The sequence below is a fragment of the Mycobacterium hubeiense genome, assembly GCF_002838065.1.
GTDB lineage: Bacteria > Actinomycetota > Actinomycetes > Mycobacteriales > Mycobacteriaceae > Mycobacterium > Mycobacterium hubeiense.
Genome location: NZ_PIZU01000012.1, coordinates 62166 through 88456, shown reverse-complemented (window position 1 = coordinate 88456; position 26291 = coordinate 62166). Strand labels below are relative to the sequence as shown.

Below are 26291 nucleotides of genomic sequence, written 5' to 3'. Positions count from 1 at the left end.
TAAGGACCAATTGCTGTTGCGACCGCACTGGCCCCGCGCATCATATAGTGCGGAGTCTCGTCAACCTGACACCTGTTCGAGGAACTTCGATGCTGTTCTCCTGCACGATTATCGGGTCGCCGACGTTGACCGTGTTGAAATACCACTCGGCGTCCTCGGTGCTCAGTCCCACACAGCCGTGGCTGACATTCTCATACCCGAGTGAATTGATAGCCCACGGCGCTGAATGCACGAAAAGTCCACGGGCAGTGAAACGAACGGCGTATTCCACGTCTAGCAGGTAACCGTCTGGAGCGTCGATCGGGATGCCGACGCTGCTTGAGTCCATGACTATGTCACGTTCCTTGGCCAAAACGGTGTAGGTGCCGACGGGAGTCGGATACTCCGGTCTACCCATCGAAGCGGGGAACACCCCCGGCTCTCCCCAGTGAGGTCGGTGGTGCGGCGCCGGCAGTGCAGACGGCGGTCCTGCGTCGAGGCCGTCGATGCTCACTGTGAACGTTTTGTCCGAGATGCTGGCAACACCAATGACGGCAGCGCCCGTTGCGAAGTTCGTTGACAGGCCGCCCACTGAAAGCGTCACCGGGCTGTGCCCCGGCCAGAATCGGTCCGGAACCCATTGCACGACATCGTTTCCGAGCCATTCGAACTTGCCCGTCATCGCGGGCGCCGATTTGATGTCAAGGGCGCGCTCGGCCGCGCGCCTGTCAGAGACGGGTGCGCTGAAGGCCACCACTACGGGGTGCGCCACCCCCACGACCGCGTCTCGGGCGGGTAGCACCGAAGCAATGGCAGGCTCATACGACTGGTTTGCCGCGGCGGGCATATCCGAGTGGTTCCTCACTGCCATGCTGGCGCCGGCCGTCGGCCCTGCAGCCGCGGCCGCATAGATCCCGATCGCTGCAACAACACACAGAGCAACTCCACGCATGGCGCCCGATTCCTTCGAAATTACAACAGTGTCAATTAGATCGTAGGGGTGCCCTGCCAATTCGATGTGCAGGTGCGCCTTGGCAATTCGGTCAAGGTTGCGTCACGCTTTGGCCACAGCGACCAATCCGGCAACGTGGTTGCCCGCCGGAATGAGTGGATAAGTCGACCGAAGGCCTTGACCCTGAGGCGGATCCGGCATGCGGGGATGCCGTTGCATCCCAAACCCTACTGCGATCTAGCTGGGCGCGGCACCTAGTGCGCGTTGCAGGTCGGGCTTCATCTGCTGCAGCTGCGCACCCCAGTACTCCCAGCTATGGGTGCCGTAGGGCGGGAAGTTGAACATTGCGTTGTTGCCGCCTGCGGCGACGTAGGTATCCCGGAAGGTGAGATTCGTCCGGATCACCAGACCTTCGAGAAACTCCGCCGGAAGGTTCGCGCCCCCGAGTTCATTGGGCCGGCCGCTACCGGAGTACACCCACAGGCGCGTGTTGTTTTGTACAAGCCTGGGGATTTGAACCATCGGGTCGTTGCGTTGCCAGGCTGGGTCGCTGGACGGACCCCACATCGCCTCGGATTTGAAGCCGCCGGAGTCGTTCATCGCCATGCTGATCAACATCGGCCAGGAACCCTCGGAGGGGTTGAGGAACGCCGACAACGAGCCGGCATAGATGTACTGGTCTGGGTAGTAGGCTGCGAGGATCATGGCGGAATTGCCCGACATCGACAGCCCGACTGCGGCGTTGCCGGTGGGGGAGATGTTCTTGTTGGCGGCCAGCCATTGGGGTAACTCGCTTGTCAGGAAGGTCTCCCACTTGTACGTCCACACTCCACCGTTGCCGACGGCGGGCTGATACCAGTCGGTGTAGAAGCTGGACATGCCGCCCACCGGCAGGACGAGCGACAGGCCGGACTCGTAGAACCACTCGAATGCCGCAGTGTTGATATCCCAGCCGTTGAAGTCGTCCTGGGCACGCAGCCCGTCGAGCAGGTAGACCGCTTGCGGCCCACCGGGTTGGAACTGCACCTTGATGCCTGGCAATGCCAGGACGATGTCTCGGCCCATCGACGGCGACGGCACCATCAGGTATTCGACGGGCAGCCCCGGCCGGGAGAACGCCTCAGCGGCCGGGAGAATCGGGTTCGCAACCGACGTAGCGGCAAGGCCTGCGGCGAGCACCGCGGTGCACGCCAGCCGGCGCAGGGCATCGGTCCGGTCTGGGTGTTCTTCTGCGCAACTGAACCCACGTGCAGCGCAGCCAAGCCAGTCAGGCGATGAGCGCCGCGCGGCACAGCTTTGACTATCCCGGATAGTACTGAAGAATACAGTAGGTGCTGGCGGATCGGGTTGTTCCGTGCGAACACCGTTGTCTTGAGATGAGGGCGGCGTTCGGCTGCGTCCACTCCGGTCCACCGCAACGTGCGTCTCGGCGTGGCGTGCGGCGGATGTGAGAGTGTCGATGTGGCACGACTCGGCCCGCGGTGTGAGCCCGCCGCCTACCGCATACCGGCCCCATCTCGGGCCGGGGGAGGCTCGGCAATGACCGAGCCACAAGGCCGTCATCGCCGCAGTGCCGGGCCTCGGCATGCGCGTGCCGGACCAGCAGCCGACGCCGACAAGCCGGCCGGTGATGGTGTGCAGGCGCCGCGGGACCGCATCGGCCGCTCCATCGATGATGATTGGAGCCGCCAGTCGACGGAGCCGCTCCCGATCATCGTTGCGACCAGGACATCACGACGACATCGCCGAACTCGCACGTTGCCACCTGGCAGACGGAGGCACAGGACGGTTGGTGTCGTCGCGGCGATGCTCGCCCTGGTGACCGTGGCCGGCGTGTATCTCGGATCTCGCCTCTGGCACGAGGTGCTGGCCGCGGCCGATGACTTCGTGGCGACGGAAGGGCACGACATCATCGTTGAGGTGCACGAGGGTGACTCGACGGTGGCGATCGCTGAAACGCTGGCTGACCGGGAAGTCGTCGTCACTGCGGGGGCGTTTGTGGAGGCGGCGGGTGAGAACCAGGCGATTTCTGCGATCCAGCCGGGCTTCTACCGGTTGCACACCTTTATCTCGGCGAGCGAGGCGGTCGAGCGGCTCGCTGACCCGCGCAATCGCACGGGACGCGTCGTCATCCCGGAGGGACGGCAGCTCGACGACGTTCAAGACGTCAAGACCGGCGCCGTGACGGAGGGCATCCTGACGCTGGTCTCGCGGGCGACATGCGTGGTGCTCGATGGCGACGAGCGTTGCGTTGACGGTGCGGCGTTGCGGCAGGCGGCGGCGAGCGTTGACCTCGCCACGCTGAAGGTGCCTGATTGGGCCGTGGCGTCGGCGGAGGCATTGCGCGGCGATCATCGTCGGATCGAGGGACTGATCGCCGCCGGCGCCTGGAATGTTGATCCGATCGCTGCGCCGGCAGACATTGTGGCGTCGCTGATCACAGCCAGCGTCAACCGTTACACCGCCGCCGGTCTCGGGAGTACTGCGGCTGGCGCGGAGCTGGCGACTTACCAGGTGTTGATCGTGGCGTCGCTGGTGCAACGCGAAGCCGCTGCCGCCGATTTCGCCAAGGTGGCACGGGTCATCATCAACCGGCTGACGGCGGGCCAGAATCTGGAATTGGATTCCACCGTCAACTACGTCTTGCAGCAGCAGGAAGTCGCGACCACCGACGCCGACCGTGCCGAGAGCACACCGTGGAACACCTACGCCGCGCCGGGATTGCCCGCCACGCCGATCTGTTCACCGTCGGCCGAAGCGATTGCGGCCGCTGCGCGTCCCGCCGAAGGGGACTGGATGTATTTCGTCACCGTGGACCGCCAGGGCACGACGGTCTTCACCAGTGACTATCAGCAGCATCTTGTCAACGTTGAACTGGCCCGGGCCAACGGCGTTCTGGACAGCGCACGATAGGCCAGATGGCGAAGCCGTCGATGGGTGGCCATTGCACCGCGGTTCGCCGTTGCGCCGCCGTGTAAGTCGCCTCAGATCTGCCAGTCTTGTGCGCCGTCGTTCTGGTTGTAGGGGCCGCCACTGGTGTTCTTGATGACGACGGGGTCACCGCTGCCGAAGTTGTCGAAGAACCACTGCGCGTTGGCGGGGCTGAGATTGATGCAGCCATGGCTGACATTCTCCTCGCCCTGCGAGCCCACCGACCATGGCGCGCTGTGCACGAAGATGCCGCTGTTGTCGATGCGGACGGCGTCTTGGACCTTGAGCTTGTAGCCCTCGGGTGAGTCGACCGGCACACCGTATGTCGAGGAGTCCATCACCATGTCGGCGAACTTCTCCAGGACGTAATAGGTTCCGTTCTTGGTTTCGTAGCCCTTCTTGCCCAACGACACCGGGAACGTCTTCTCCAGCTTGCCGTTGCGGTGGACTTGCATCTGGTGTGTCTTGTCGTCGATGGTGGCCACCAGCGACTCGCCAGTGCGGAAGCTCGACTTGGTGCCGCTCGCGTCGATATTCACCGTCGTGTTGGCTGGCCAGAAATCGATTGGCCGCCAACGCACTTGGGTGTCACTCATCCAGTAGAACTTGCCGGGCACCGGCGGCTTCGACGAAATGTGGATGGCTTGTTCGGCCATCGGCCGGTCGGCGATCGGGCGCGCGAAGTTGATGATGATCGGCTTGGCCACACCGACCATCGATCCGTTGACCGGATTGAACGTCGGCGGCGCGAACACCGGTTGACCGACGTATGGCGTCGGATTCTGTCCTGCCGGCGTGCCCTCCGGGATCGGTTGGGATGTGGCTGCCAGTGGGTCGGCCGGTTGCGGCAGAAACGGGTTCGGCGGCGCTGGCGGCGCGAGCGGATCTGCAGGCGGGGGCGGCGGGAATACGAACGGATTAGCCGGAGGCGGGGCAGCGAGCGGATCGACCGGCGGCGCCGGCGCCGCAGCCGGATCGATGGGGGCCGGAGGCGGTGGTGGCACACCGGGCTGTGCCAGCGCAGATGGGCTGCCCATGGCCAGGGCCGGGGCCAGGCCGACCATGACGATCGCTGCGGCGAGCCTGTATCTGGTGTGGTTGCGCATTGTCACCTCCGGTCATACACGAACGTTGTCGAGTGTCGTACGGTGCGCAGGCTGCGATGCCTCGCCGGCCAGTCTACTGTGTACGTACGCGGCCAGTAGATCAGATGGCAACGCCTAGTCAGGGCAGACCGCGGCGGGTCCGGTGTTGTGCGAACACAGCAATAGAGTTCGATGAACAGTCATGCTCTGGTAGATGGTGGCGGGCACGGTCGGTGGCGGCTTGTCTAACCGCGTTCAGTGGTGACGAAGCGGTCGGGGTGATCGATGAATGCTTGCCTGCAGGTCTCGCTACAGAAGCTGAATTCCTTGCCGTTCCAGGTTGTTTGGGCTGCCACGTCGGTGGGATGCAGGAGCATGCCGCACACGGGGTCGGTTGTGCGGCTCGAGCGACTGCGGATGCGTTGCCGGACTTCGACAAGACACATCGGGTCGGGAATTCCTTTGAGGCGTCGCGGGGGCAGGGCAGTGAAGTCGGCGTCAGGATGATGTCCGGCCGCGTCGCGGAGGTCTGCGGTGATCAGGAACTGGCCCGCGGCGCCGGCCGACGCTACCCGTGCGGCGAGATTGACTGTGCCGCCGACATAGTCGCCTTCACGGTACAGGACGGTGCCGCTATGCGCGCCGATGTGCAGCGCCGGGAACTGCGGCTCGGCGTCGACGAAGCGATCCATCGCTAGGCCAAAGGCGATGGCGTCGGCGGGTTGGGCGAACAGCAGCATGAACTCATCACCGATCTGCTTGAGGATCCTTCCTCGGTGTCGTGCGGCGCTGCTGCGTACAGTGACACCGAACCTGCGCAAGACGTCAGCCGCTGCGTCATCGCCCATGGTCGCGGTCAGTGGGGTAAAGCTGGCCAGATCGACGAAGAGTACGGTGGCCTGTTCCTCGCCGGGTGTCGTCGACGGCGGTGTGGTCGGCTCGGCGAGATGGCGAAGTAGGTCTTCGCGATTGGCGCGCTGATAGGCCCGCCGGTGGAAATACACAAGGGTCGGTTCGACGAGGTCGAGAAGCGGTTTGCCGACTGCCTCACTGGCCGCCAGCAGTTCCGGGCCCGTGAGTCCTTGGGCGCGGAAGCGTTCATGGACGTAGTTGTGGAAGGTGCGCACGATGGCGTCGGCCAGGCGGTCGGTGGCATCGGCGAAGACATGGACTATTTGCATCAGGGCATCGCGGGGCATCCCCAGTGCCAGCGCTTTGGCAGCTACTTGCAGGGTGGCGACGTCGGATTCCGTTCCGGTGCCGAGGTCATCCCAGTCCATAAGCCTGGCTAGGTCGGTGATGGTGGCGTCGTCGAGACCCAGGTCGTGAGCGACGTCGACGAGGCTTACCGTCGCATCGGCGACGGGGACGAGCTCGTCGAAAATACTGAGCAGATCGCCTTGGCGGGCGATCGCTGCAGCCAGGTAGTCGTCGGTTATGCCCCTGCTCTGCGCGAACTGGATCAGCCGCAGGCGGTGCAAAGAGTCGGGTTCAAAGTCTCCGTCGGGTTGCCGGTGCAGCAAGCCGACATCGGCATACCTGTGCAGTCGTGCCTCGGTTTCATCGGCTGCAGCTGCCAGCTTGTCCGCATTCCACGGCCCGGATACTGCAGGCGTGGTGCGGCTGCTCACGCCCGGCTCGTCGTGCTCATGGTGCGTCGAAGGCATGGAGGTTCTCGAAGGTGGTTCCATTGTCGGTCGAGCGCTGGATTCCCGTTTCGGTCGCTACGAACACCACCCCACCACCTCGGGCAAGAACCGCCTGTGGGCGCTCGCCCAGGGCCCGTCCTGCTTGCCACGTAGCCCCGGAATCCTCGCTGGCATACACCGTTCCGATGGGATCAACCCCGATCAACGGGCCATCGTCGGGCCAACTGAGCAAAACCAGCTGGGGTTGCGCGGCGACTGGCGTGAACGTCTTGGCTTGGTCGAGGCTGCGCATCAGACCGTCGGCGGTCGTCGCCAGAATGTCGTTCGCGTTCTGTGGCGATACGGCGATGTCGACGGCGCTGATCGCGGCGCGTCGATCCCAGGTGCGTTTGTCCGGGCTCACCATCACGGTCTGGCTGCCGCTGTCAAGGCCGTAGACGAGGCCGTGCCGGTAGTCGAGGGAATGAAAATCGACCTCGCCGCTCAGCGACACCGAGGTCCACGATTGTCCGCCGTCGGTGGTCTCGATCAGTCCCAGCGCCGGTGGGGCATCGCGGTCGTCGGCGCCGGGATGGCCGCTGCCGAGAAAGTGATTGGGTCCAGCAACGGTGAAGCCCATGAAATCCTGCACGACGCCGCCGACGAGTTCGGGATCGCGCTCGCTGGCTAGCCGGTACACGCCGTAATGGGTGCCGGCGTACAGCGCGTCGTCGGCGGGATTGATGCCTAGGCCGTGGATGTGCGCCAGACCCCTGGAGTCGCCTTGGCTCGACCTGGTCTCGGTGTTTGAGCATGCGCCGGCCACCAACACCGTAATGCCCAGCAGCGCAATCAGTGTTGAGCGCATGCTTACTCCGTTCTAGCTCACAAAGCGCCGCTACGAACCCGGATCGTAGTGGTGCCCGCGGCTATGAATCCTGTGCTCAGCCGGCGGTGTCACAGGTTTGCGTTGCCTGCGCGCCACTGCTCCCATGGGATGTTCCAGTCCCCGAGACCGTCGGTACCCGACAGCGTCGGTCCCACGGTGTTGACCACCTCGACAAGGTCGCCGCGTTTGGTGTTGTCGTAGAACCAAATCGCATTCGCCGGGCTCACGTTGAGGCACCCGTGGCTCACGTTGGCGCGGCCCTGGCTGCCCACCGACCACGGCGCGGAATGCACATAGATGCCGCTGTAGGACATCTGTGTGGCCCAATCCACTTCGAGGCGGTACCCCTCGGGTGAGTTGACGGGCACACCATAGGTCGAGGAGTCCATGATCAGGTGCGAATACCGATCGCCGATGATGTAGGTGCCGCTGTCGGTGGGGGTGCTGTCCTTGCCCATGGAAAGCGGCATGGTTCTGACCACTTCGCCGTTGCGCCGCACGGTGAGCGTCTTGGTGTTGTCGTCAGCCGTGGCGATGACCTCGTCGCCGATACTGAACCGGGTGGTGATGTCCTCCTGGCCGAAAAGGCCATCACCGAGGTCGATGCCGTAGGTGTTGACTGCCACCTCGACCGTGGTGCCGGGTTTCCAGTATTTGGCTGGGCGCCAACGCACTTCGCGGTTGTTGAGCCAATAGAACGCGCCCTCTACGGGCGGGTTGGTGGTCACCTTGATGGCCTTTTGCGCCGCCAACCGGTCGGGGATGTCTTCGTCGAAGCGGATCGCCACGGGCTGGCCGATACCCACCACTTCACCGTCGTTGGGCAGGACGTAGGGCATGGTCAGGTTTTCCGGCGATGCTGTCTGGAATGTCATGCTGTTGCGGGCGATTCCGCCCAGTCCACGCGCCTCGGCGTTGAGCGTGTATTCCTTGTTGTAGCCGAGCGGCTCGGTCGTCGCCCAAGTCAGTCCGTCGGGGCTGAGCTGTCCGTCGACCGGATTGCCCGCTTCGTTGACCATGGTGACCGCGCCCAAGACGCCGTCACCGGCGGTCACCGTGACCGGGGCATCCACCGGTACGCCGACGGCTCCATCGGTCACCGACGACTGCAGCCTGGGCACCAACAGGTCGCTATACGGATCGCCTTTCTCGGCGATCACCTGAGGTGCTGGCGCAGCGGGCTTGTTGGTGCAGCCGGTGAGCACCAATGCCACCGCCGATAGCGCCACCAGGGCGATCAACCAGAACCGCGACCCACGCCGACCGGTCACCGAACCGATCCGCCGCATCGCTCTTCCCCTCTCTGCCTTGGCTGGCTTTCAACACGCAGGCACGAGCAGCCTTCGCCCCACGCCGTTCGTGCCGCCACGGCGATGGTCGACCTCCAGAGTTGCTGGCTCGTGTATGGCTGCACTAGTCCTTCGTTAAAGATTCGGTAAAGCATTCCCCGATCCTCTGCCACCAAACTCCGAGCCGGTCCCCGCCATCTACTATTTCCGTACGTACATACTAGCGGGCCTGCGGTACAAATATTCAGTTGACACTGCCCGCTCAATGGTCCAGCGCTGCGCTGCATGGAGGTCCCGCCTGCCACTTGTTGGTCAAACGGGTGCGGGCCGCCAAGGCGGCTATGTGTGGGGTTGTATCAGGAATTGCCGACTTGTCAGCCGCAATGGAGCCGCTACTACTATGTGCCATAGTATGCACGCCAGGCCGTAGTCCTGGGAGATCTACGTTGTGGCCCCAGGCTTCTGGGCCGCCATACCATTGAGGACTGCGGGATTGCGGATGTCGATCGGACGGGCCCCGGCGGTGTGGGTGGCGCTGCTTACCGCGGTGGCGTCGATTGTCGGCGCGTGCACCACGGTGGTGCCTGGCGCACCGGTCAGTGCCCTCGACGGGCCGCTTATGGTCGTGGACCCCACACTGCTCGACGCCGGCCCTTACCCGACCACTCCGCGGGCAGCGTTGGGAACCGCTGGCACGCATGTACGCGGGGTACTGGTGGAGGCTCAGCGGATGGCCAACTTTGTCGTCGGTCCGTGGGAAGTCGATACCGCCCTTAAGGTGCAAGACTCGTTCGGTGCGCGCGTGCTGACCGACGCCGACGCGCTGACGACACTAGGGCCGCCTGAACTGGCGGCTGTGCTAGGTCGACACAACTTCATCAACGGATTCGCCTCCGCGCGCCAGGCTGAAGGTGGGAAGAGCCTGCTGAACGCTGTACTGCGATTTGGCGACCCGCGGTCGGCGGCCGCGGCGGTCTCCGACCTCCGGACAACGAAATTGACCGAACCGAGCAACTGGGCGTCGCCGCAACAAGTCTCGATTCCCGGACACCCCGATGCGCTGGCGATCAGCTATACCGTCACGGACCCCGAGCAGGGACGCCAGTGGATCGCTATGCGCTCCTTTGTTTTCCACGGCCCGTATGTACTTGCCCAGGTTGCCATATCGGTCGGCGGCCCCGCGCCGGCGGCACAGCTTGTGGCAAACACCATCAACCGCCAACGCGTCATCATCGACCAGTTCCCGGCGACCGATCCAGCAGATTTCGCCGAAATCGCCCTCGATCCCACCGGCTTATTGGCGCGTACGCTGCTGCTGCCGCCGGAGCAGGCCACGCCGGTTCAGAATGCGCGATTCGGCAAACGCGGGGCGTTGCATTTCCAAAATGACCCGATCTGGTCATCTGCCTTGTTCGACCAGACGGTCATGGATTTGACGGCTAGGGCCAAGACGAACGTCTACCGCCTGTCAGACGGCTACGCCGCGCTGGTCATGGTCGACGAGTTCGCCGCTGATATCCAAGCTTTCGCTGGGAAGCTCGTCGATCGCGTGGAATTCATGCCCGCCAGCCAATGCATGCAAGTCACAGAGGGCTTCTACTGCGTCGCACCGGTAGATCGATATGTCATCGAGGCACAATCACCGTCACTTGAGGATGCGCATCAGCAAGTCGCCGCTCAGTACACGCTGCTGATCGGGCACTGACTTGGTGGCCCATGTAGCGCCATGCCGAGCCTAAGCCTCACCGTCCGATACACAAGCTTGCCAACAGGCGCAGAACCGTCGCGACGCTGATGCTGGGCCCAGTACTGGGATTCTCAGTACTAGCGATTCACGTATCGACCTCAACACCGGGTTTGGTGGCCATTTGCCCTGATCAAAGGCATTTTCCTGGGCTAGCTACGAAGGTTGCAATTGTGTGACTAGAGTTATTAATGGTGCCGAAGTGAGGTATGTTGTGTTGTGGGAAAACACATCTGGCTCTTGTTTGAAAGCGTCGCGGATCTTTCCCAGCGCCGGATTTCGCAGTTAAGGAGTCTCCCGATGGGAAGTGCCGTCCTCGTCGCTGCCGCAATGCTTCGAGGTCGCTTCGAAACACTGGGTGCCGCAAGGACGTTGAGTGCGGCGGTAAGCCGCGATGCGCCGGGCGCCCGTAGGCCGCAGGCCGGCAACATGTTCCATCGTTCCGCGCTCAGCGCACGATTGCGCCATGCCGTGACCGGGGATGCGAGCTTCGGCCGCCGGAATGGGGCTGTGCTCGGCAGCGGTCGCCATGCGCCTTGTGACTGGAAAGGGTGAAAGTCCATGCGTCATAGGCATCTGCGCTTCACCCGGGCGATGTGGATAGCCTGCTGCGCGCTGTTAGTTCTGATCACCCTCGCCACGCCCGCGTCAGCGGAGCCGGGGGACGAGCAGTGGGATCCGACGCTGCCGAAGGTCGTCAGTTCCGGTGCGCCGGGTGATCCGGTCGCGATCGCCAACGCTTCGCTCGAGGTCAGTCGGCTCGCCACGCAGACGACGATGGAGTTGGGCCGAAAGTTCCTCAGCAGCCTGGGGATCGGCGGCGAAACCGCCGTGCCGCCCAGCGCGGTTCCCGGGCGCCTCACGGGAGTCAGGGGTAGCCAGGCGATCGAATATGTGATCCGGCGCGGGGCCTCCCAGATCGGTGTTCCCTATTCGTGGGGCGGTGGCAAGCCGAACGGACCGTCGTTGGGCGTGGACTCCGGCGCGAACACCGTGGGCTATGACTGCTCGGGATTCACCCAGTTCGCATTCGCCGGCGTCGGGGTGCTGATTCCCAAGTTCTCCGGTGACCAGTACAACGCCGGCCGCAAGATTGCACCCTCGCAAGCCAAGCGTGGAGACCTGATCTTCTACGGGCCGGGCGGCACACAGCATGTGGGCATCTACCTCGGCAACGGTCAAGTACTGGAGTCGGCCAGCAGCTACGGCCAGGTTGGCGTTCATCCACTGCGCACCGCCGGCATGTCGCCGTACCTGGTGCGCATCATCGAGTCCTGAGCGCCCAGTCGGCGAGGCGAGCCATCGCTGGTGCGGCATGCGGACCCGACGCGTATGCGCGCAACGGGCCATTGGGTCGCCACGGCCAGCAACCGTTGGGACGGCACACACTTCACCACGAGGGTGAGGTCACCACCACGGCCCGCGAATGGCTGTCGCGGGCCGCTCTGCGCTAGGGGATGGGACCGCAACCGTTGCGCCTGTTGCCGCTCCGCATGGACAACGCCGTGTCCGTTTCGTAACCTATTCGAGACCTACGTACTTTCACCGGACTTCGGCCATCGCAGTTAAGGATCGTCCGTTTTGAAACTCGACCGTAAAGCGCGCAGGGGTTCTTCGTTTGGGCGATGGCTTGGTGGGGCGCTTGCGGCTGCGGCGGTGTTGGGCTCGATGGTGGCCGGCACGGTGAGCGCCGATCCGGCCACCGACGCGCTGGCCAGGCTTAACGAGTTGTCCCGCAAGGCCGAACAGACCACCGAGGCCATACACTCGGCACAGATGGACTTGGACGCCAAACTTGCCGCGCAAAAAGACGCCGAGGACCGCAAGGCCGCCGACGAGGCGGCACTGGAAGCAGCCAAGGCGGAACTGATCAAGTATCAGAGCGCCGTCGACAAGGTCGCGGCGGCGATGTACATGGGCGGCCGCCCGGACGGGGTATCGGCGGTGTTGTCCGCCGATTCTCCGCAACAGCTGATCGATCAGCTTTCGGTCGAGCGGGCGATGGCCACCGAGATGACCGACCAGATGCGGGCCTTCCAGAAAGCCAACGAGCGGGCCGTGATGGCGGCCCAGGCGTCAACCGCATCGGCTGACGCTGCGCGTTCGGCTGCGGAGCAGGCGGCGGCGGTGCGCGCCGAGCTGCAGTCCAAGCAAAGTGAGCTGCAGCGCCAGATCACCGCGGTGAAGGCACAGTACGAGGCACTAACGCCCGATCAGCGCACCGCGCTGGCCGATCCAGGCCCACCACCCCCACCACTGCCGGCGGCACCTGCCCCGGCGGACCCGGCGATTATCGCCATGCCCGGCCAGCCGCCGGGCGACGTTGCGGCACCGCCGGCGGTGCCGGGCGGCGAGGGAGCGGCTGTGGTGCAGGCGGCGTTGTCACGCGTGGGCTCCCCGTATTCGTGGGGTGCGACCGGACCGAATGCCTTCGACTGCTCGGGGCTGATCAAGTGGGCCTTCCTGCAGAACGGCAAGTCGCTGCCGCGTTCGAGCCAGGCCTTGGCCCAAGGAGGTCAACCGGTCGCAGTTTCGGACCTGCAACCCGGTGACATCGTGACGTTCTACTCCGATGTCTCTCATGCCGGCATCTATATCGGTGACGGGATGATGGTGCACGCCTCGACGTACGGCACACCGGTGAAGGTGGCGCCCATCTCGAACGCTCCGATCCACAACGCCCGCCGTTACTAAGCGTCAGGTCAGCCGCCAAAGAACTCCGCGGTTCGCTGTGTCCACGTCTTGACGTCTGCGACCGAACGGGCAACGTACAAGGTGGAATGCGGCATGAGCACATGCAGGCGCGCCGCGGTCGACACCGGATGCAGGGGATCGGTGTCCCACGCCAAAATCAGCGTGCGATGGTGCAGCGCGGCCAATGCCTCGGGGTCGGGCAGCTCCGAGAGACCCACACCCCGCAGGACCGAAGCGAGCAGTTCGTCGGGGACATCAGGGCTGAACTTCGCCTGCGGATAGTCGGCGAAAATGGGCAACGGTGCAGCCTGCGCCCATTCTTTGCGCCACGCCGCCGGGCCGATCTCGTCAATGCGGCGCGCGGTATCGGCATACCACTGCCGCGCCGGGTGAGTGCCGGTCTCCCAGGAAACCGGCGGAATCAGCAATGCCAGCCGGCCGAACCGCTCTGGTGCGGCCAAGGCCGCATACAGCACGGCCGCCGCACCCAGCGATGAGCCCGCGAAGTCAATCGGCTCATCGATCGCCGCAGCCTCGAGTACGCCCAGCAGATCGGTCGCGGCGCGCTCGAAGCGGTAATCCTCGACAACCGCCCGCCCGGTGGAGTGGCCATGCCCGCGCTGGTCGTAGGTGAGCAGCATGCGACCGGCAGCAACGGCATCGATGTCGAACACCTCCAGGCCCCGCACGCCCGCCCTGCTGAGCAACACCCCATGGGCATAACCAACGGGCCGTCCCCGGCCGGTGAGCTCGTAGGCGATCGTCGACCCGTCAGGGGTGGTGTACAAACGGTCGCTAGACATCAATTTCCTGTGCCTGCTGCGCTGCCTGCCATACCCCTACAGGTATAGGACGGGCGCCGGACGGACTCGCTGCGTCATGTGACATCAAACTCGACTGGCAGCAACCGCGCATGTAAGGCCCAGGCTCCTTGATCCTCGGGTTTTCACACTCGTCAAGAGCTTTTCTGCGCCAGACTGAGGGATGCGTGTGCCGTCGATGCACTCCACACTTTCCCGAGTCGCGTCCGTGGCGAGGGGACGTCCATATCGTCGAGGATGGCATTTGGCGCCGGGCGGACCGGGTGATGGACCCGTGCAGGGTCGGATTCCACAGTCGTCATCGGCCGGTCCGTACGAAGATGGCCCTCAGCATCTGCCGCCGATGCTCGGGGGGCCGAAACTCTTTCAGACCCTGGCCTTTTCGATGCGCCAGGGCGATATGATGTTCGCGGCTCGACGCGACCACGGCGATGTCTTCGGGTTCAAAAGCCTCGTGGACGACCAGCCGATCGTGGTCACATGCCACCCTCACCATGTCAAGTCGTTGTTCACCGCGGATCCGGCGATAGCACCGTCCACCGCGGGCGATTCGCCGTTGCGGCCCATCGTCGGCGACAGCTCGGTGCTGACCGCAGTCGGCGAACGGCACCGTCGTCAGCGCAAGCTGCTGATGCCGTCGTTTCACGGTGCAGCCATCGAGCGATACCGCGGGCAGATCGCCGCGGTCAGCGACCGTGCGATCTCGGCGTGGACGGCCGGCTCGACGTTCCGGATGGCGTCCGCCGCCCAGTGGATCACCCTCGACGTCATCATGTCGGGCATTTTTGGCATCGCAGTGCCGCCCGAGCCGGGGACTCCGGAGGAGCGGCTGCGCAGTGTTGTGCGTTGGCTCCTGCGAGGATCGTCGAGCCGGTTGGCCAAACCAGCCGAATTGCTGAACATCGGACGTGACGAACCCGTGGGCCCCCAGCGCATCGCACTGGAGCGACTCGACCGCGCGGTATACCCGCTGATCCAGGACCGCCGCCGCGACACCGGCAGAGGGAACCGAAACGACGTGCTTTCGCTGCTGCTTGACGCGCAGACCGACGACGGCGAAACCCTGACTGACCTTGAGTTGCGAAACGAGCTGCTCACCCTCGTGTTGGCCGGACACGAGACTACGGCGAACTCGATCGCTTGGGCGTGCGAGCGACTGCTTCGGACGCCCGCGGTATACGACCGGCTTCGAGCGTCGGTCCGTGCCGGCGAGGACGACTATCTCGAGGCGACAATCCACGAGGCGATGCGAGCAAGGCCGGTGGTTCCGATGACCGGACGTCAGGTGCAGGTGCCATGGCAGCTGGGTGACTACGTGGCTCCCGCGGGTACTCGCGTTCGGGTGAGCATCCTGCTGGTCCACCATCGTGAGGATCTCTACCCCGACCCTTTCGCGTTCCGGCCGGAGCGTTTCCTCGGGGTGAAGCCGAGTGCGCATACGTGGCTTCCGTTCGGGGGTGGCATCCGGCGGTGCCTCGGTGCCGCACTGGCGATGGAGGAGATGCGCATCGTGCTCCGAGATATCGTGCGCCGTACCGATCTGCGCGCCCCAGACGTCGCTCCGGAACGGCCGTTGCACCGCAACGTCACAATGATCCCGGCCCGCGGTGGCAGGGTGACGGTCGAGGCCACACACCCCTGAACCCGTGCCAGACGCAAAGGTACCGATGGCATTAGGGTGCCATGATCGACGCACCAGGGGGCAACTATCCCGGGATTGAACCTGACAAATCCTCACGTGGATAGCGATTCCGCGACCTGCCAGTCATCAGGCGTGCAGCGCGATTGAGCAGCTACCAAAGTGCTTGGTCGGTTTCGCGGCGCCCCCGGCAGTCTTTACCGATTCTTCATCGAATGTCGAGCCGACCCTTAGGTCTGGGCTCCACGCTGGTAGCCGATGAGTGCACAGCCGATAGCTGGGTATGCCAGCCATGCGCGCACCCGCCTGGCGCATCATCCACCAGGGACACAGCATCACCACCGATGACAACGGAAGGAATTCGTGTGCACACAAAACGGTTCGTCACCCTCGCCGCGGCCGCGGCGGCGGTCGCGGTGGCGTTGAGCGCCTGCAGCAACGACAACCCGCAAGCCGAGCATGACATGGGATCAATGACCACGTCGGCCGCGGCGACGCCATCACCCTCGACGCCGGCCGGCGGCGGCACCCAGGCCCAGGCCCACAACGACGCGGACATCAGCTTCGCTCAGGGAATGATCCCGCACCATCAGCAGGCGATCGAAATGACCGACATGCTGCTGGCCAAGCAGGACATCGACCCGCGCGTGGTGTCGTTGGCCAACCAGATCAAGGCGGACCAGGGACCAGAAATCCAGCAACTCCAGGCCTGGCTGGCCGAATGGGGCGTGGCCACGACGTCGCCCGGCAGCGGCATGCCCGGCATGCCCGGACATGACATGGGAGACATGAGCGGCGGCGGAGGCATGATGTCTGAGCAAGACATGGCCGCCCTGCGCGACGCCCAGGGTGTCGAGGCCAGCCGGCTGTTCCTGACGCAGATGATCGAGCACCACCAAGGCGCGATCGAGATGTCGCAGACCGAGGTGGATAGCGGCCAGTTCGCGCCCGCAATCGAGCTCGCACGTAAGATCAGCGCCTCGCAGCAGCAAGAAATCGACGCGATGCAGCAGCTTCTTGGCTCACTGTAGGGCCGAGCCCGTCAACCTCAGACGGCGAACTTTCCTCCGTGTCCCCGTGCCGGTGTTGTCCCTCCGGCACGGGGACCGCTCTTTGGTGAGACCCAGGGTGTTGCCGCCCGGCGCCTCTGGCGGCACCGCATTTGGGTAAACGGGCCGGCGGGAACCCGCATCCTCAAAAGGCAATACCCTACCTGGGTAGGGATCAGGCAATCCGAGGGAGTTGATATGCGGGTCATCGCCATTGAAGAGCACTACGCCCATCCCGGTCTGCAGCCGGCCGAAGCGCTGGCCAACTTGGGCAAGCATCCTCAACTGGCCCGAATCCAGGACAAGCTGGAAGACCTTGGCGCCGGCCGCCTCGCCGACATGGACGCCGCGGGCATCGCCATGCAGGTGTTGTCCCACACGGTGCCCGGCGCCGAAGCGCTGCCGGCAGCTCAAGCCGTGGATGTGGTTCGTCAAACCAACGACGATCTGGCCGAAGTCATTGCGGCACATCCGGATCGGTTCGCCGGATTCGCCGCGCTGCCGATGCGCGATCCGCAGGCTGCGACGGCCGAACTGCAGCGAGCGGTGGGAACTCTCGGTTTTTGCGGCGCCATGATCAACGGTCTTATCGAGGGCCGGTTCCTCGATCACCCGGACTTCACGCCGCTGCTGTCCACGGCAGCCGATTTGGGCGTGCCGTTGTATCTGCATCCGTCGTTTCCGCCACCGCAGGTGGCGCAGATCTACTTCGGCGGACTGCCGCCGGTGCTGGCCGATCTGCTGGCCACCGCCGGCTGGGGCTGGCACGCCGAGACCGCACTACATGTCCTGCGGTTGATCAGCACGGGGGTGTTCGATCGTATCCCGGAGTTGCGGGTCATCGTGGGGCATATGGGGGAGATGATTCCGTTCGCCCTGGACCGCATCGACACTGTGCTGAGCCCAATGACCGAGCTGCGCCAACCGGTCGCGCAGTACTTCCAAACCAACGTCTGGTTCACCACCAGTGGCTACACCACGTTCCCGCCGCTGCAATGCGCGTTGTCAACAGTCGGCATCGACCGCCTGATCTTCTCGGTCGACTATCCCTACACCGACAACGCCTCAGCACGGGCGCTGCTGGACACGGCGCCGATCAGTCCGGTCGACCGCGAGAAGCTTGCGCACGGCAACGTGGAGGCGCTGCTGCGGGTGTGAGAACCCCATCCGCCGAACAAATTTTGGATGCGTGAAGTTTCAGAGTGCCCGCTCAACCGTGCCGGCATGCGCTGAGGCCACGTTGCGTCGCAGCGGCAGCGCGATGGTGAACGTTGTCCCGGTCCCCGCACCCTGGCTGCTGGCGCTGATATGGCCGCCGTGTGCCTCAACGAGCGCCTTGGCGATGGCCAGGCCGAGCCCTGAGCCACCGTGGTCGCGGGTGCGGGCCGCATCGGCGCGGTACAGCCGTTCGAACACATGCGGTAAATGCTCGGGAGCGATGCCCTCGCCGGTGTCGGTGATGCGCATCAGGAGTCGGGTGCCATCGGTGTCGGCGTGCACGTCGACCCGCCCGTGCGGCGGTGTGTGCCGTAGCGCGTTGTCGAGGAGGTTCGCCAGTACTTGGGTCAGTCGCTGCTCATCGCCCCACAGCGGCGGCAGCTCAGTGGTGGGCAGATGCGTCGACAACGACACGGCCTTGGCGCGGTAGCGCCCGCTCATCGCGGCCGCCGTCTTGGCGATCAGCTCGGCGACGTCGATGTCGGCGAACTGCAGCGAAGTCGCGCTTTCCTCAGCCTGCGCGAGGGTGGCGACGTCCTCGGCGAAACGCACCAAGCGCTGAGTCTGGTCGCGCAGCATCGCGGTGGTGTCGGGAGTCAACGACCGCACACCGTCCTCGATGGCCTCGGTGTAGGCCTGCAAAACCGATACAGGAGTGCGTATTTCGTGGGCAAGATCGGCGAACAGCTGCCGCCGGCTGGTGTCGACGGCCTGCAGCTGGGCTGCCATTTGGTTGAAAGCTTGCGCCAGCGAGTCGAAGTCCTCACCGAGGTGCGGCGGTGATACCCGGATCCCATAGCGGCCCTCGGCGACCGCGGTGGCCGCCGACGCCACTTCAGTGATGGAGCGCTGCAATCTGCGGCTGACGTACCAGCTGACCGCGAACGCGACCAACGCCGAGACGGCAACCGCGCCGCCGACCGATAGCGCGGTGGCGTACTGATAGGCCTCGTCGGCGTGGAACTCTTCGGCGGAACCGGCAGCCACGCCGGCTTGGTGTAGGTGTTCACGAAACAGCGGGGGCCCCACGATTGCGGCAACCACCCAGGTGGTGATGGCGCCGGCCAGCAACACCATGGTTTGAGCGATCAGCAGCCGCATACCGATGCCGGGCCGCCGACGCATCGGCGTGGCCATCACTGCCCGCTTCCCATACGGTATCCGACACCGCGAACGGTGATGACGTAGCGCGGTGCAGCCGGGTCGTCGCCCAGTTTGCGTCGCACATGGCCGATATGGACATCAACGAGGTGTTCGTTACCGACCCAGGGTCCCTCGCGCACGGTCTCAAGCAGCTGGCGGCGGCTCATTACCACGCCCGGGCGCGCCGACAAGGCGGCGAGTATGTCAAATTCAGTGCGGGTCAACAGGATCGGTTCACCATCCAGAGACACTTCCCGCGCCGCCACGTCGATACGCAACGGCCCAAACGACAGCGGGGCCGGTACGTCGCCGCCGCGGTCGGTTTCGCGCTCGGGGGTGGCGCGCGGGCGCCGAAGCATCGCGCGGATACGTGCCACCAGTTCGCGTGGGCTGAAAGGTTTGGCGACGTAATCGTCGGCGCCGACAGTAAGTCCCACGATGGTGTCCATTTCGGTGTCGCGGGCAGTGAGCATGACCACGTAGGCGTCGGAGAAGGTGCGCAGCTGGCGGCACACTTCTAACCCGTCCATGCCGGGCAGCCCGAGGTCGAGGATCACCACGTCGGGGTCGAAGTCGCGGGCCACGGCCACAGCATCGGGACCGTTGTCGACGATGCGGGTGGTGAAGTGCTCGCGATTCAGGTAGCTGGCCACCACCTCAGCCAGCGCGGCCTCGTCATCGACCACGAGCGCCCGGTAGCCTCGCCCATCCTCACCCGAGGGCACTGATGTGTTGCTCATGGAGTTCATGGTGCCGGGTCACCGCTGCGCGGTGACGCCCCGCGGCATTCTTCAACGAACCTTCACACGACCCTTATCGTTTCGGCGGCTTGCGGCTCGCATGGTGGTCAGCGAAGGAGGCCGCTATGAGTATGGGATGGGCGCCCGCGGCGTTCGACGCCGCCGGGGACTGGCAGCTCTGGCTGGCGCTGACCGGTGTACTGGTCTTGTGTTGGGGGCTCGTCGTTGTCGCCACGGCGACGTTGTTCGGCGCAGCGGGCGGTCGCCAAAGTCGCAGTCTGCGCGGCGACAAACCCGGACAAGATGAGTCGCGACAGGGGCGTGCGGGTCATGGCTGAAGTGCGCGGGCAGTGGAGTCGGCGAGGCTTTCTTGCCGCAACGGTGGCGGCCGGGGCGACTCTGGCCGCGTGCTCGCGCGGCAGCAGCGTCGTCGTGCCCAATAACGCGGTTGCCGGCGCGGAGGCACGCCGCCCGCACAGCGGGCGTACCGTGTCGGCCACGCTCACCGCGGATCGCACGGGTGTAGATCTCGGCGGCACGGTGGCGCAGACGGTCTCGTATAACGGCGCCGTCCCGGGGCCGCTGGTGCGGGCATCGGTGGGCGACGAACTGGCCGTCACGCTGCGCAACCGGCTCGGCCGCACCACGTCGGTGCACTGGCACGGCATCGCGCTGCGCAACGACATGGACGGCGCGTCGCCGGCCACACCGGACATTGCCGCCGGCCGTGATTTCACCTACCGGTTCTCCGTTCCATATCCAGGCACCTACTGGGCTCATCCGCACACTGGACTGGACGCCGACAGGGGCTTGTACTTCCCCGTCATCGTCGACGACCCCAACGACCTGGGCAGCTATGACGCCGAGTGGGTGGTCATGCTCGACGACTGGACCGACGGCGTCGGATCGAGCCCGGCCCAGATCTATGACGGGCTTCGCAATTCAATGGGCGGACACGACATGCCCGGGATGGGCGACATGCCCGGCATGTCCGGAACGGGAACCGTTCCGGGGGTCGGGGGAGCGGGCAGCAGCACACTGCTCGGTGGCGACGCCGGAGATGTCAGTTACCCCTACTATCTGATCAACGGGCGTATTCCGCAGGCCGCCAGCAGTTTTCGTGTCAAGTCTGGTCAGCGTGTGCGGATCCGGCTGATCAACGCCGGCTCGGACACTGCCTTTCGGGTCGCGTTGGCCGGGCACAAATTGACGGTGACCCACACCGACGGCTTTCCGGTCGTGCCCACCGACGTTGACGCGGTGCTGATCGGGATGGGGGAACGCTACGACGTGGTGGTCACCGCCGGTGACGGCGTCTTCCCGCTCGTTGCGGCCGCGGAAGGAAAGAACGCGTCGGCACGGGCATTGTTGGTCAGCGGGGCGGGTTCGCCACCGCCCGCCGACTATGCGCCTGCCGAGCTGCAGGGTCGTGTCGGCACCATTGACATGTTCGGCGCTGCCCCGGGTGCGGCGTTGCCGGCTGCGCGCGCCGACGTGGAGCTGCCCGCCGATCTAGGCGGGTCGATGATGCCCTACGACTGGACGATCAACGGTCTGCGGTTCACCAACACCCGGCCATTGGAAGTTCGTGAGGGGCAACGCGTCACGCTGTCGTTCAACAACACCTCGATGATGTGGCATCCCATGCATCTGCACGGCCACACCTTCGAGGTGCTCACCACCAACGGGCGCCCCGGCGCACGCAAGGACACCGTGATCGTGCTGCCCATGCAGCAGCTGCGCGTGTCGTTCGTCGCCGACAACCCCGGCGAATGGATGCTGCACTGCCACAACACCTATCACCAGGAAGCCGGGATGATGACCAGCCTCAACTACATCGGCTGACCGCCCCTCGGTACCAGCCTGGTGGCGGCACCTCACAGCCACGCGTGGCGGCGAAGGGGGTAAGACGGCCTGGCCACCTGAGGTGTCAGTATTCGATGAGCCGGGTGACGTAGGGCATCATGCCGCTGGTACGTACCGGCGAGATCTTAACGACCGACCCGGTGTAGGGCGCTTCGATCATCTGCCCGTTGCCGAGATACATCGCCTCATGCTGGCTTGCGTTGGGCCCGTAGAAGATCAGATCGCCGCGTTGCATTTGTGAGGAGGGGATCTTGCGTCCGGAGTTGTACTGCGTCCCGGAGTAGTGCTCCAGTTTGATGCCCACTCCGGCGAACGCGTAGAGGATCAGCCCGGAGCAGTCGAACCCGACGGTGTTGGCGCCCTGGTCGATACCGCGGGAGGGACCGTTGGCGTTGCCGCCGCCCCAGGAATAGGGCACACCCAGCTGCGACATGGCACGGCGGATCACGTATTCGACTGCCTGGCGGCCATATACCCGCGGGATGCGCCCGTTGGTGAATCCGGGGTCGGCGGGTGCGGAGGCTTGCGGCAGGATCCCGAGCTGGGTCAGGAACTTTCGGCCCATGTCGGCGGTCACCTGTGCCGAGGTCGCCGAGATCTGCAGCACCGCATTGACGATGGCGATGGGATCGCCGGCGACGTTGGCGCTGGGCACCATCGGCAAGGTGGTGTCCCACTGACCGGTGTCGGCGGGCGCCGGTGCCCCGGCCGGACCTTGCCGGTCCCAACGATCCGGAGCCGCAGACGCGGCGCCCGCGGCGCTCGCCGGCGCCTGGGTCGACGATGAGGGTGCCGGCCGGGCGGCCTCGAGACGGGCCCGCGCGGCGTCACGATCGGCGACGAGCCGATCGACTTCGGCCTGCTGGACACCGAATTGGCGTTGCGCCTCGGTCAGCGCTGCCACCGCCGCCTGCTGACTTCGCTCGGCATCGGCGGCTGCCTGGTCGGCGCGCTGCGCGGCGGCGCGCGCTGCAGACGTTCGATTCGCCTGCTCGGTGCGGGCGCGTTGCAGATCGGTCAGCACGTTGCGCTGGCTGAGCGCCAGGGTCTGATCGGCGCTGGCGGTGGCGATGATGTCCTCCGGGCTGGCCGCCGAAAGCAGCGCTTGCGGTGGGCCATTGACGTAGGTGGCGGCGGCGAAGTCATCAAAGCGCCTTTGCGCGGCGCCGATCGCCGCGTTCGCATCGGCCAGCCCTTGCTCGCTGGCCAGCACGTCGCGGCGCGCGGTATCGGCAGCATCCCGGGCGTTGGCCACCTCCACGAGGGCTTTGTTGACACCTTCCTGCTGCCCCTGAATCTGCGCGCCGATGTCGGCCAGGCGCTGATTGGCCTGCGCGAGGTCGGCGACCAGGGCGGAGATCGCCGAACCCGAATGGTCGGTGCCGTTGTGGGAGGCCTGCGCGGTGCCGCCACCATAGGCCAGCAGGGCAACACCGATCGTCACGGCGGTGAGGCGGCTGACCCAGTGGCGTAGGGGCCTCATCACATGATCTCCCTTAGCGGGGGGCGCTGGCGTATCCTCCGTCGGCCGGTCGTCCGTCAGAGCTCCCCTGGCACAGCTACGGCTCCAGCCAGTAAGCAGTTGTCCAGTACGTACACGCAACGTACATCACTACTGTCTCACTGGAAACACGCGTCACAGTCTCATTGTCATAACGGTCTGGGCCAGGCACGTACACGATCCGTTGAGTCACCGCGTCGAACGGTTACCTAGTGCAGCTGCTGGGCTTCGGCGGCGCGGGCCTGCTCGACGTAACTACTACGTAGGATAGTAGTCAGGGGTGGCCGGATGTCTCGGCCATTGACGCATGCCTAATCGGACACAGGGAGGATGACCTTGATCGTCGATCATCGGCTCAAAGTCTTTGTGCTTGCCGCCGTCTTACTGATCACTGCGATGCTGGGAGGCGTGGTGAGCGTAAACGTGGGGCATTGCGGGGCTGACTGCGCACCGGCCACCCACATCGGTGCGCAAGCTGGCGACATGGCCGTATCGCACGATCGCCCGCAGCGTTAAATACTATGAAGATTAGTACTAAGCTGAGGAACGTTGTGGGACTGGGCGTGCGGGATGGTGGTCAGAGGATGGCGCGTCGTGTGGTGTGGCTGCAGCTGGCCGTCGCAGTGTTGGCGGCCGCAGTTGTCGCCGTGGCGGTGGGCGTTCCCAGCGCCGTGCTGGCCAACCCCTTTTTCGTGCGCATGACGCCGGTGCCGTGGTGGAGCTACGCCGTGTGGGCGCTGACTGCATTGCTCAGTGGTGTGCTGGTGGCAACCTATGTCCATGGCCGCGCGGCTGTATCCGCGGCGCCGGGGCGTGCCGGGATACTGGCCAACGTCGGCTCGGTGCTGGCGGTGGGCTGCCCGGTGTGTAACAAGCTGGTGGTGGCCGCCGTCGGCGTCAGTGGCGCAATGACGGTCTGGGCGCCGATTCAGCCCGTGATCGCGGCGGCGTCGTTGGCAGTGCTGGGGTGGGCGTTGTGGCGGCGGCTAACGGCCTTGCGTTCCTGCCCAGTGGGCGGCGAGGGAGCGCCGTCGCATCCGGTGACCGCAGTCGGTCCAGCGCCCGAGCGCGACAGCTAGCGGTGCGGGGTCGAGCGTTGGCTGGGTTGGTCGCCGTCGCGGCGGCCACCGTCGCTGGTGTGCTTATCAGCCACGATCCGGTGTCCGCGCCGGCGAAGCAGCGACTGGCAGAGGACAACCTGGAGGCGCGCGGAGACCCCGCCGCCACCGAAGCCGGCGCCGCGCCGTGCCCGGCGCCAGCGCCCGGCGGCTCGCCGGTGCCGACACTGTCCGGGGTGATGGCCCGGTGCCTGGGGTCCTCACCGGCGGTGGATGTGGGTGCAGCCGTAGCCGGCGCGCCGACACTACTCAATCTGTGGGCGTCATGGTGTGCGCCGTGTCGCGAGGAGATGCCGGTGCTCGACGCCTACACCGACACCCCAGGCGCGGTGCGGGTCATCGGAGTCAATGTGCGCGACCGTTCGTCCTCGGCTGCAGCCCTGGTCCGCGAGCTGAATATCGGCTATCCGTCGTTCACCGACGCCGATTCGGTCGCGGGCGCGTTGCGGGCACCGCAACTGCTGCCGCTGAGTTACCTTGTCGATACCGACGGTTCCGTGCGCCGCCTGCCGATGCAGGTGCTTCGCGATGTCGACGAGGTCACCGAAATCGTCGCCGCCGCGCTTGGGGAAAGGCAGAGACCATGACAGCCCGCAAGACGACCAGCCGGGCATCGCGGCGCACGGCAGCGCGCCAGGCTCGGCCGTTGCCCGGGCTGGGCGAGTTGGAGGCGGCGATCATGGACGTGGTCTGGCGCACCGACGACGCGGTGCGGGTCCGTGACGTCCTCGACGAACTCGAACCCGTCCGCAAGCCCGCTTATACAACGGTGATGACCGTGATGGACAATCTCTACCGCAAGGGATGGTTGAGCCGTGAGCTCGATGGGCGCGCCTACAGCTATCAGGCCACCCGCGACCGCATTCAGGCAGCCACCGACGCGCTGCGTGAACTACTCGCTGACAGCGGCGATCCCGCCGCGGCGCTGCTGCACTTCGCGCGCAGCGCCACCACCGCCGAGTCGCGGGCCTTGACCCGCGGGCTCAAAGAACGGGGCCGACGACGGTGACCGCGGTGATGTGGTGGACCGTCGGCGGCCTCGCCGTCGGTGTCCTCACACCACCGATATTGCGGGCCTTGACCCGCCGCGGCACCGACGCCGCGGTGCTCTTGGTTCTGTGGGGTGTGCTCGTGTGCGTCACGCTCGCCGCGGTCGCGCTGCCAGGGCTGGCCGAACTGTTGCACCGGTGCTGGCTGGCGCTGCACGCGGGTCCGCCCGGAGGAGTGGATACCGTCGCGGGAATCCTCAGTGCTGCCGCGCTGGGCGTCGCCGCCATTCGCGGAGGTTGGCAGCTGAGCCGCATCGGCCGGCATCGACGTCGCTTGCACGACAAGCACATTGAGCTGGGTTGGTTGCTGACCGGGTACAGCCCGCACGCCGGTGCGGTGCTGTGGCTGCCAGCTACCGAGCCGCTGGCCTACAGCCTGGCTGGCACCCCGCCGCTGGTGGTGATGAGCACCGGACTGCGGCAGTGCCTCGACACCGCAGCCGTGCGCGCTGTGGAAGCCCATGAGCGCGCCCACGTGCGCCGACGCCATCATCTGCTGATCGCCGTCGCCCAGGCCGCCGCCGCGGGATTGGGATGGCTGCCGCTGATGCGTCACTCACCCTCATTGGTTCGCACACTGGTCGAACTGGACGCCGACGCGCACGCCGCCCGCTCCCACGGCCCCAGGGGCCTGCACCGGGCGCTGCAGACCCTGCAGAGCGCTCCCGCACCGGCGCCCGCACTGGGCATCGCCAGCGAGTGCATCCAATTGCGACTGGCCCGGCTCGACGGGCGCCGCGCATCTGCGGGGCGCATCGGCGGCTCCAACGCCGCCTGGGGGGCAGCGCTCGTGCTGGGCATGACCATGCTCCTCACCTTCGCCGCCCTGACCGGGCTAGCGTCCTGCACCGCCGGCTGACGACACCGGACGTGACATTCCAACCGTGCAGCGATAACCCAGCACTTTTGCCGGCAGGAAACCAGTACTAGCGTAGTTAGTATGTTGTGCGGCCGAC

General features: G+C 65.5%; 24 protein-coding genes. 14 read left to right on the top strand and 10 right to left on the bottom strand.

Translation table 11 applies throughout. The annotated features are described in order from the left end of the window. Positions 1-40: 40 nt before the first annotated feature. A complete protein-coding gene (locus tag CWS39_RS11855; protein WP_102143106.1) occupies positions 41-931 on the bottom strand; it encodes a L,D-transpeptidase in 891 nt (296 codons plus the stop codon). Positions 932-1168: 237 nt separating this feature from the next. Then, a complete protein-coding gene (locus CWS39_RS29165) occupies positions 1169-2110 on the bottom strand; it encodes an esterase family protein (protein ID WP_233213465.1) in 942 nt (313 codons plus the stop codon). 489 nt (positions 2111-2599) lie between these two features. Here CWS39_RS29165 and CWS39_RS11845 point away from each other — a divergent pair, with 489 nt between their 5' ends. Beyond that, positions 2600-3844: an endolytic transglycosylase MltG gene (locus CWS39_RS11845; protein ID WP_431306121.1), complete on the top strand. Its 1245-nt coding sequence runs from the start codon at positions 2600-2602 to the stop codon at positions 3842-3844. A 71-nt stretch (positions 3845-3915) separates the two neighbouring features. Here the strand turns inward: CWS39_RS11845 and CWS39_RS11840 are convergent, their stop codons facing one another. The 4 genes from CWS39_RS11840 to CWS39_RS11825 all read right to left on the bottom strand — a co-directional run bounded on the left by CWS39_RS11840 (position 3916) and on the right by CWS39_RS11825 (position 8753). Then, positions 3916-4968, bottom strand: a complete 1053-nt coding sequence (locus CWS39_RS11840) for a L,D-transpeptidase (RefSeq protein WP_102143105.1) — start codon at positions 4966-4968, stop codon at positions 3916-3918. 224 nt (positions 4969-5192) lie between these two features. After that, positions 5193-6578: a YHS domain-containing protein gene (locus CWS39_RS11835; RefSeq protein WP_233213464.1), complete on the bottom strand. Its 1386-nt coding sequence runs from the start codon at positions 6576-6578 to the stop codon at positions 5193-5195. Positions 6579-6594: 16 nt separating this feature from the next. Continuing rightward, positions 6595-7443 (bottom strand): F510_1955 family glycosylhydrolase, encoded by an 849-nt coding sequence (locus CWS39_RS11830; protein WP_102143103.1) that lies wholly within the window; start codon positions 7441-7443, stop codon positions 6595-6597. Positions 7444-7532: 89 nt separating this feature from the next. Next, entirely contained in the window at positions 7533-8753 is a 1221-nt protein-coding gene (locus tag CWS39_RS11825; RefSeq protein ID WP_102143102.1) for a L,D-transpeptidase, read from the bottom strand. A 499-nt stretch (positions 8754-9252) separates the two neighbouring features. Between CWS39_RS11825 and CWS39_RS11820 the strand changes: the two genes are divergently transcribed. The 3 genes from CWS39_RS11820 (at position 9253) to ripC (ending at position 13191) form a co-directional block, all read left to right on the top strand. Beyond that, a complete protein-coding gene (locus CWS39_RS11820) occupies positions 9253-10458 on the top strand; it encodes a DUF7373 family lipoprotein (RefSeq protein ID WP_102143101.1) in 1206 nt (401 codons plus the stop codon). 600 nt (positions 10459-11058) lie between these two features. Next, the gene (ripB, locus tag CWS39_RS11815; RefSeq protein WP_102143100.1) at positions 11059-11775 is read left to right on the top strand and encodes an NlpC/P60 family peptidoglycan endopeptidase RipB; all 717 of its coding nucleotides are present in this window, start codon (positions 11059-11061) and stop codon (positions 11773-11775) included. A 303-nt stretch (positions 11776-12078) separates the two neighbouring features. Continuing rightward, a complete protein-coding gene (ripC, locus tag CWS39_RS11810) occupies positions 12079-13191 on the top strand; it encodes a peptidoglycan hydrolase RipC (protein WP_233213463.1) in 1113 nt (370 codons plus the stop codon). Positions 13192-13199: 8 nt separating this feature from the next. Here ripC and CWS39_RS11805 read toward each other — a convergent pair whose 3' ends face one another. Further along, the gene (locus CWS39_RS11805) at positions 13200-13994 is read right to left on the bottom strand and encodes an alpha/beta fold hydrolase (protein ID WP_102143099.1); all 795 of its coding nucleotides are present in this window, start codon (positions 13992-13994) and stop codon (positions 13200-13202) included. 403 nt (positions 13995-14397) lie between these two features. Here CWS39_RS11805 and CWS39_RS11800 point away from each other — a divergent pair, with 403 nt between their 5' ends. The 3 genes from CWS39_RS11800 to CWS39_RS11790 all read left to right on the top strand — a co-directional run bounded on the left by CWS39_RS11800 (position 14398) and on the right by CWS39_RS11790 (position 17858). Further along, positions 14398-15654 (top strand): cytochrome P450, encoded by a 1257-nt coding sequence (locus CWS39_RS11800; RefSeq protein ID WP_199178077.1) that lies wholly within the window; start codon positions 14398-14400, stop codon positions 15652-15654. Between the two features lie 362 nt (positions 15655-16016). Next, positions 16017-16682, top strand: a complete 666-nt coding sequence (locus tag CWS39_RS11795; RefSeq protein ID WP_102143098.1) for a DUF305 domain-containing protein — start codon at positions 16017-16019, stop codon at positions 16680-16682. Between the two features lie 216 nt (positions 16683-16898). Then, a complete protein-coding gene (locus CWS39_RS11790; RefSeq protein WP_102143097.1) occupies positions 16899-17858 on the top strand; it encodes an amidohydrolase family protein in 960 nt (319 codons plus the stop codon). 39 nt (positions 17859-17897) lie between these two features. Here the strand turns inward: CWS39_RS11790 and CWS39_RS11785 are convergent, their stop codons facing one another. Both CWS39_RS11785 and CWS39_RS11780 read right to left on the bottom strand, forming a co-directional pair. Further along, entirely contained in the window at positions 17898-19055 is a 1158-nt protein-coding gene (locus CWS39_RS11785) for a sensor histidine kinase (protein ID WP_102143149.1), read from the bottom strand. Next, entirely contained in the window at positions 19055-19810 is a 756-nt protein-coding gene (locus tag CWS39_RS11780) for a response regulator transcription factor (RefSeq protein WP_102143096.1), read from the bottom strand. The genes CWS39_RS11785 and CWS39_RS11780 overlap by 1 nt, the downstream gene beginning before the upstream one ends. 116 nt (positions 19811-19926) lie before the next feature. On the opposite strand from CWS39_RS11780, the gene CWS39_RS11775 reads away from it, so the two are divergent. Both CWS39_RS11775 and CWS39_RS11770 read left to right on the top strand, forming a co-directional pair. Continuing rightward, positions 19927-20139: a hypothetical protein gene (locus CWS39_RS11775; protein ID WP_102143095.1), complete on the top strand. Its 213-nt coding sequence runs from the start codon at positions 19927-19929 to the stop codon at positions 20137-20139. Further along, positions 20132-21646, top strand: a complete 1515-nt coding sequence (locus CWS39_RS11770) for a multicopper oxidase family protein (RefSeq protein WP_102143148.1) — start codon at positions 20132-20134, stop codon at positions 21644-21646. The genes CWS39_RS11775 and CWS39_RS11770 overlap by 8 nt, the downstream gene beginning before the upstream one ends. Before the next feature lie 85 nt (positions 21647-21731). On the opposite strand, the gene ripA is transcribed toward CWS39_RS11770, so the two are convergent. Continuing rightward, positions 21732-23150: an NlpC/P60 family peptidoglycan endopeptidase RipA gene (gene ripA / locus CWS39_RS11765; RefSeq protein ID WP_102143094.1), complete on the bottom strand. Its 1419-nt coding sequence runs from the start codon at positions 23148-23150 to the stop codon at positions 21732-21734. Positions 23151-23498: 348 nt separating this feature from the next. On the opposite strand from ripA, the gene CWS39_RS11760 reads away from it, so the two are divergent. From CWS39_RS11760 to CWS39_RS11740, 5 genes are all read left to right on the top strand, one after another. Beyond that, entirely contained in the window at positions 23499-23684 is a 186-nt protein-coding gene (locus CWS39_RS11760) for a hypothetical protein (protein ID WP_102143093.1), read from the top strand. A 68-nt stretch (positions 23685-23752) separates the two neighbouring features. Continuing rightward, positions 23753-24247, top strand: a complete 495-nt coding sequence (locus CWS39_RS11755; protein WP_102143092.1) for a hypothetical protein — start codon at positions 23753-23755, stop codon at positions 24245-24247. A gap of 2 nt (positions 24248-24249) precedes the next feature. Further along, on the top strand, positions 24250-24873 hold the full coding sequence (locus tag CWS39_RS11750) for a TlpA family protein disulfide reductase (protein ID WP_102143091.1): 624 nt from the start codon (positions 24250-24252) through the stop codon (positions 24871-24873). Further along, the gene (locus tag CWS39_RS11745; RefSeq protein ID WP_102143090.1) at positions 24870-25295 is read left to right on the top strand and encodes a BlaI/MecI/CopY family transcriptional regulator; all 426 of its coding nucleotides are present in this window, start codon (positions 24870-24872) and stop codon (positions 25293-25295) included. The genes CWS39_RS11750 and CWS39_RS11745 overlap by 4 nt, the downstream gene beginning before the upstream one ends. An 8-nt stretch (positions 25296-25303) precedes the next feature. Continuing rightward, entirely contained in the window at positions 25304-26194 is an 891-nt protein-coding gene (locus tag CWS39_RS11740; protein ID WP_102143147.1) for a M56 family metallopeptidase, read from the top strand. Positions 26195-26291: the final 97 nt, after the last annotated feature.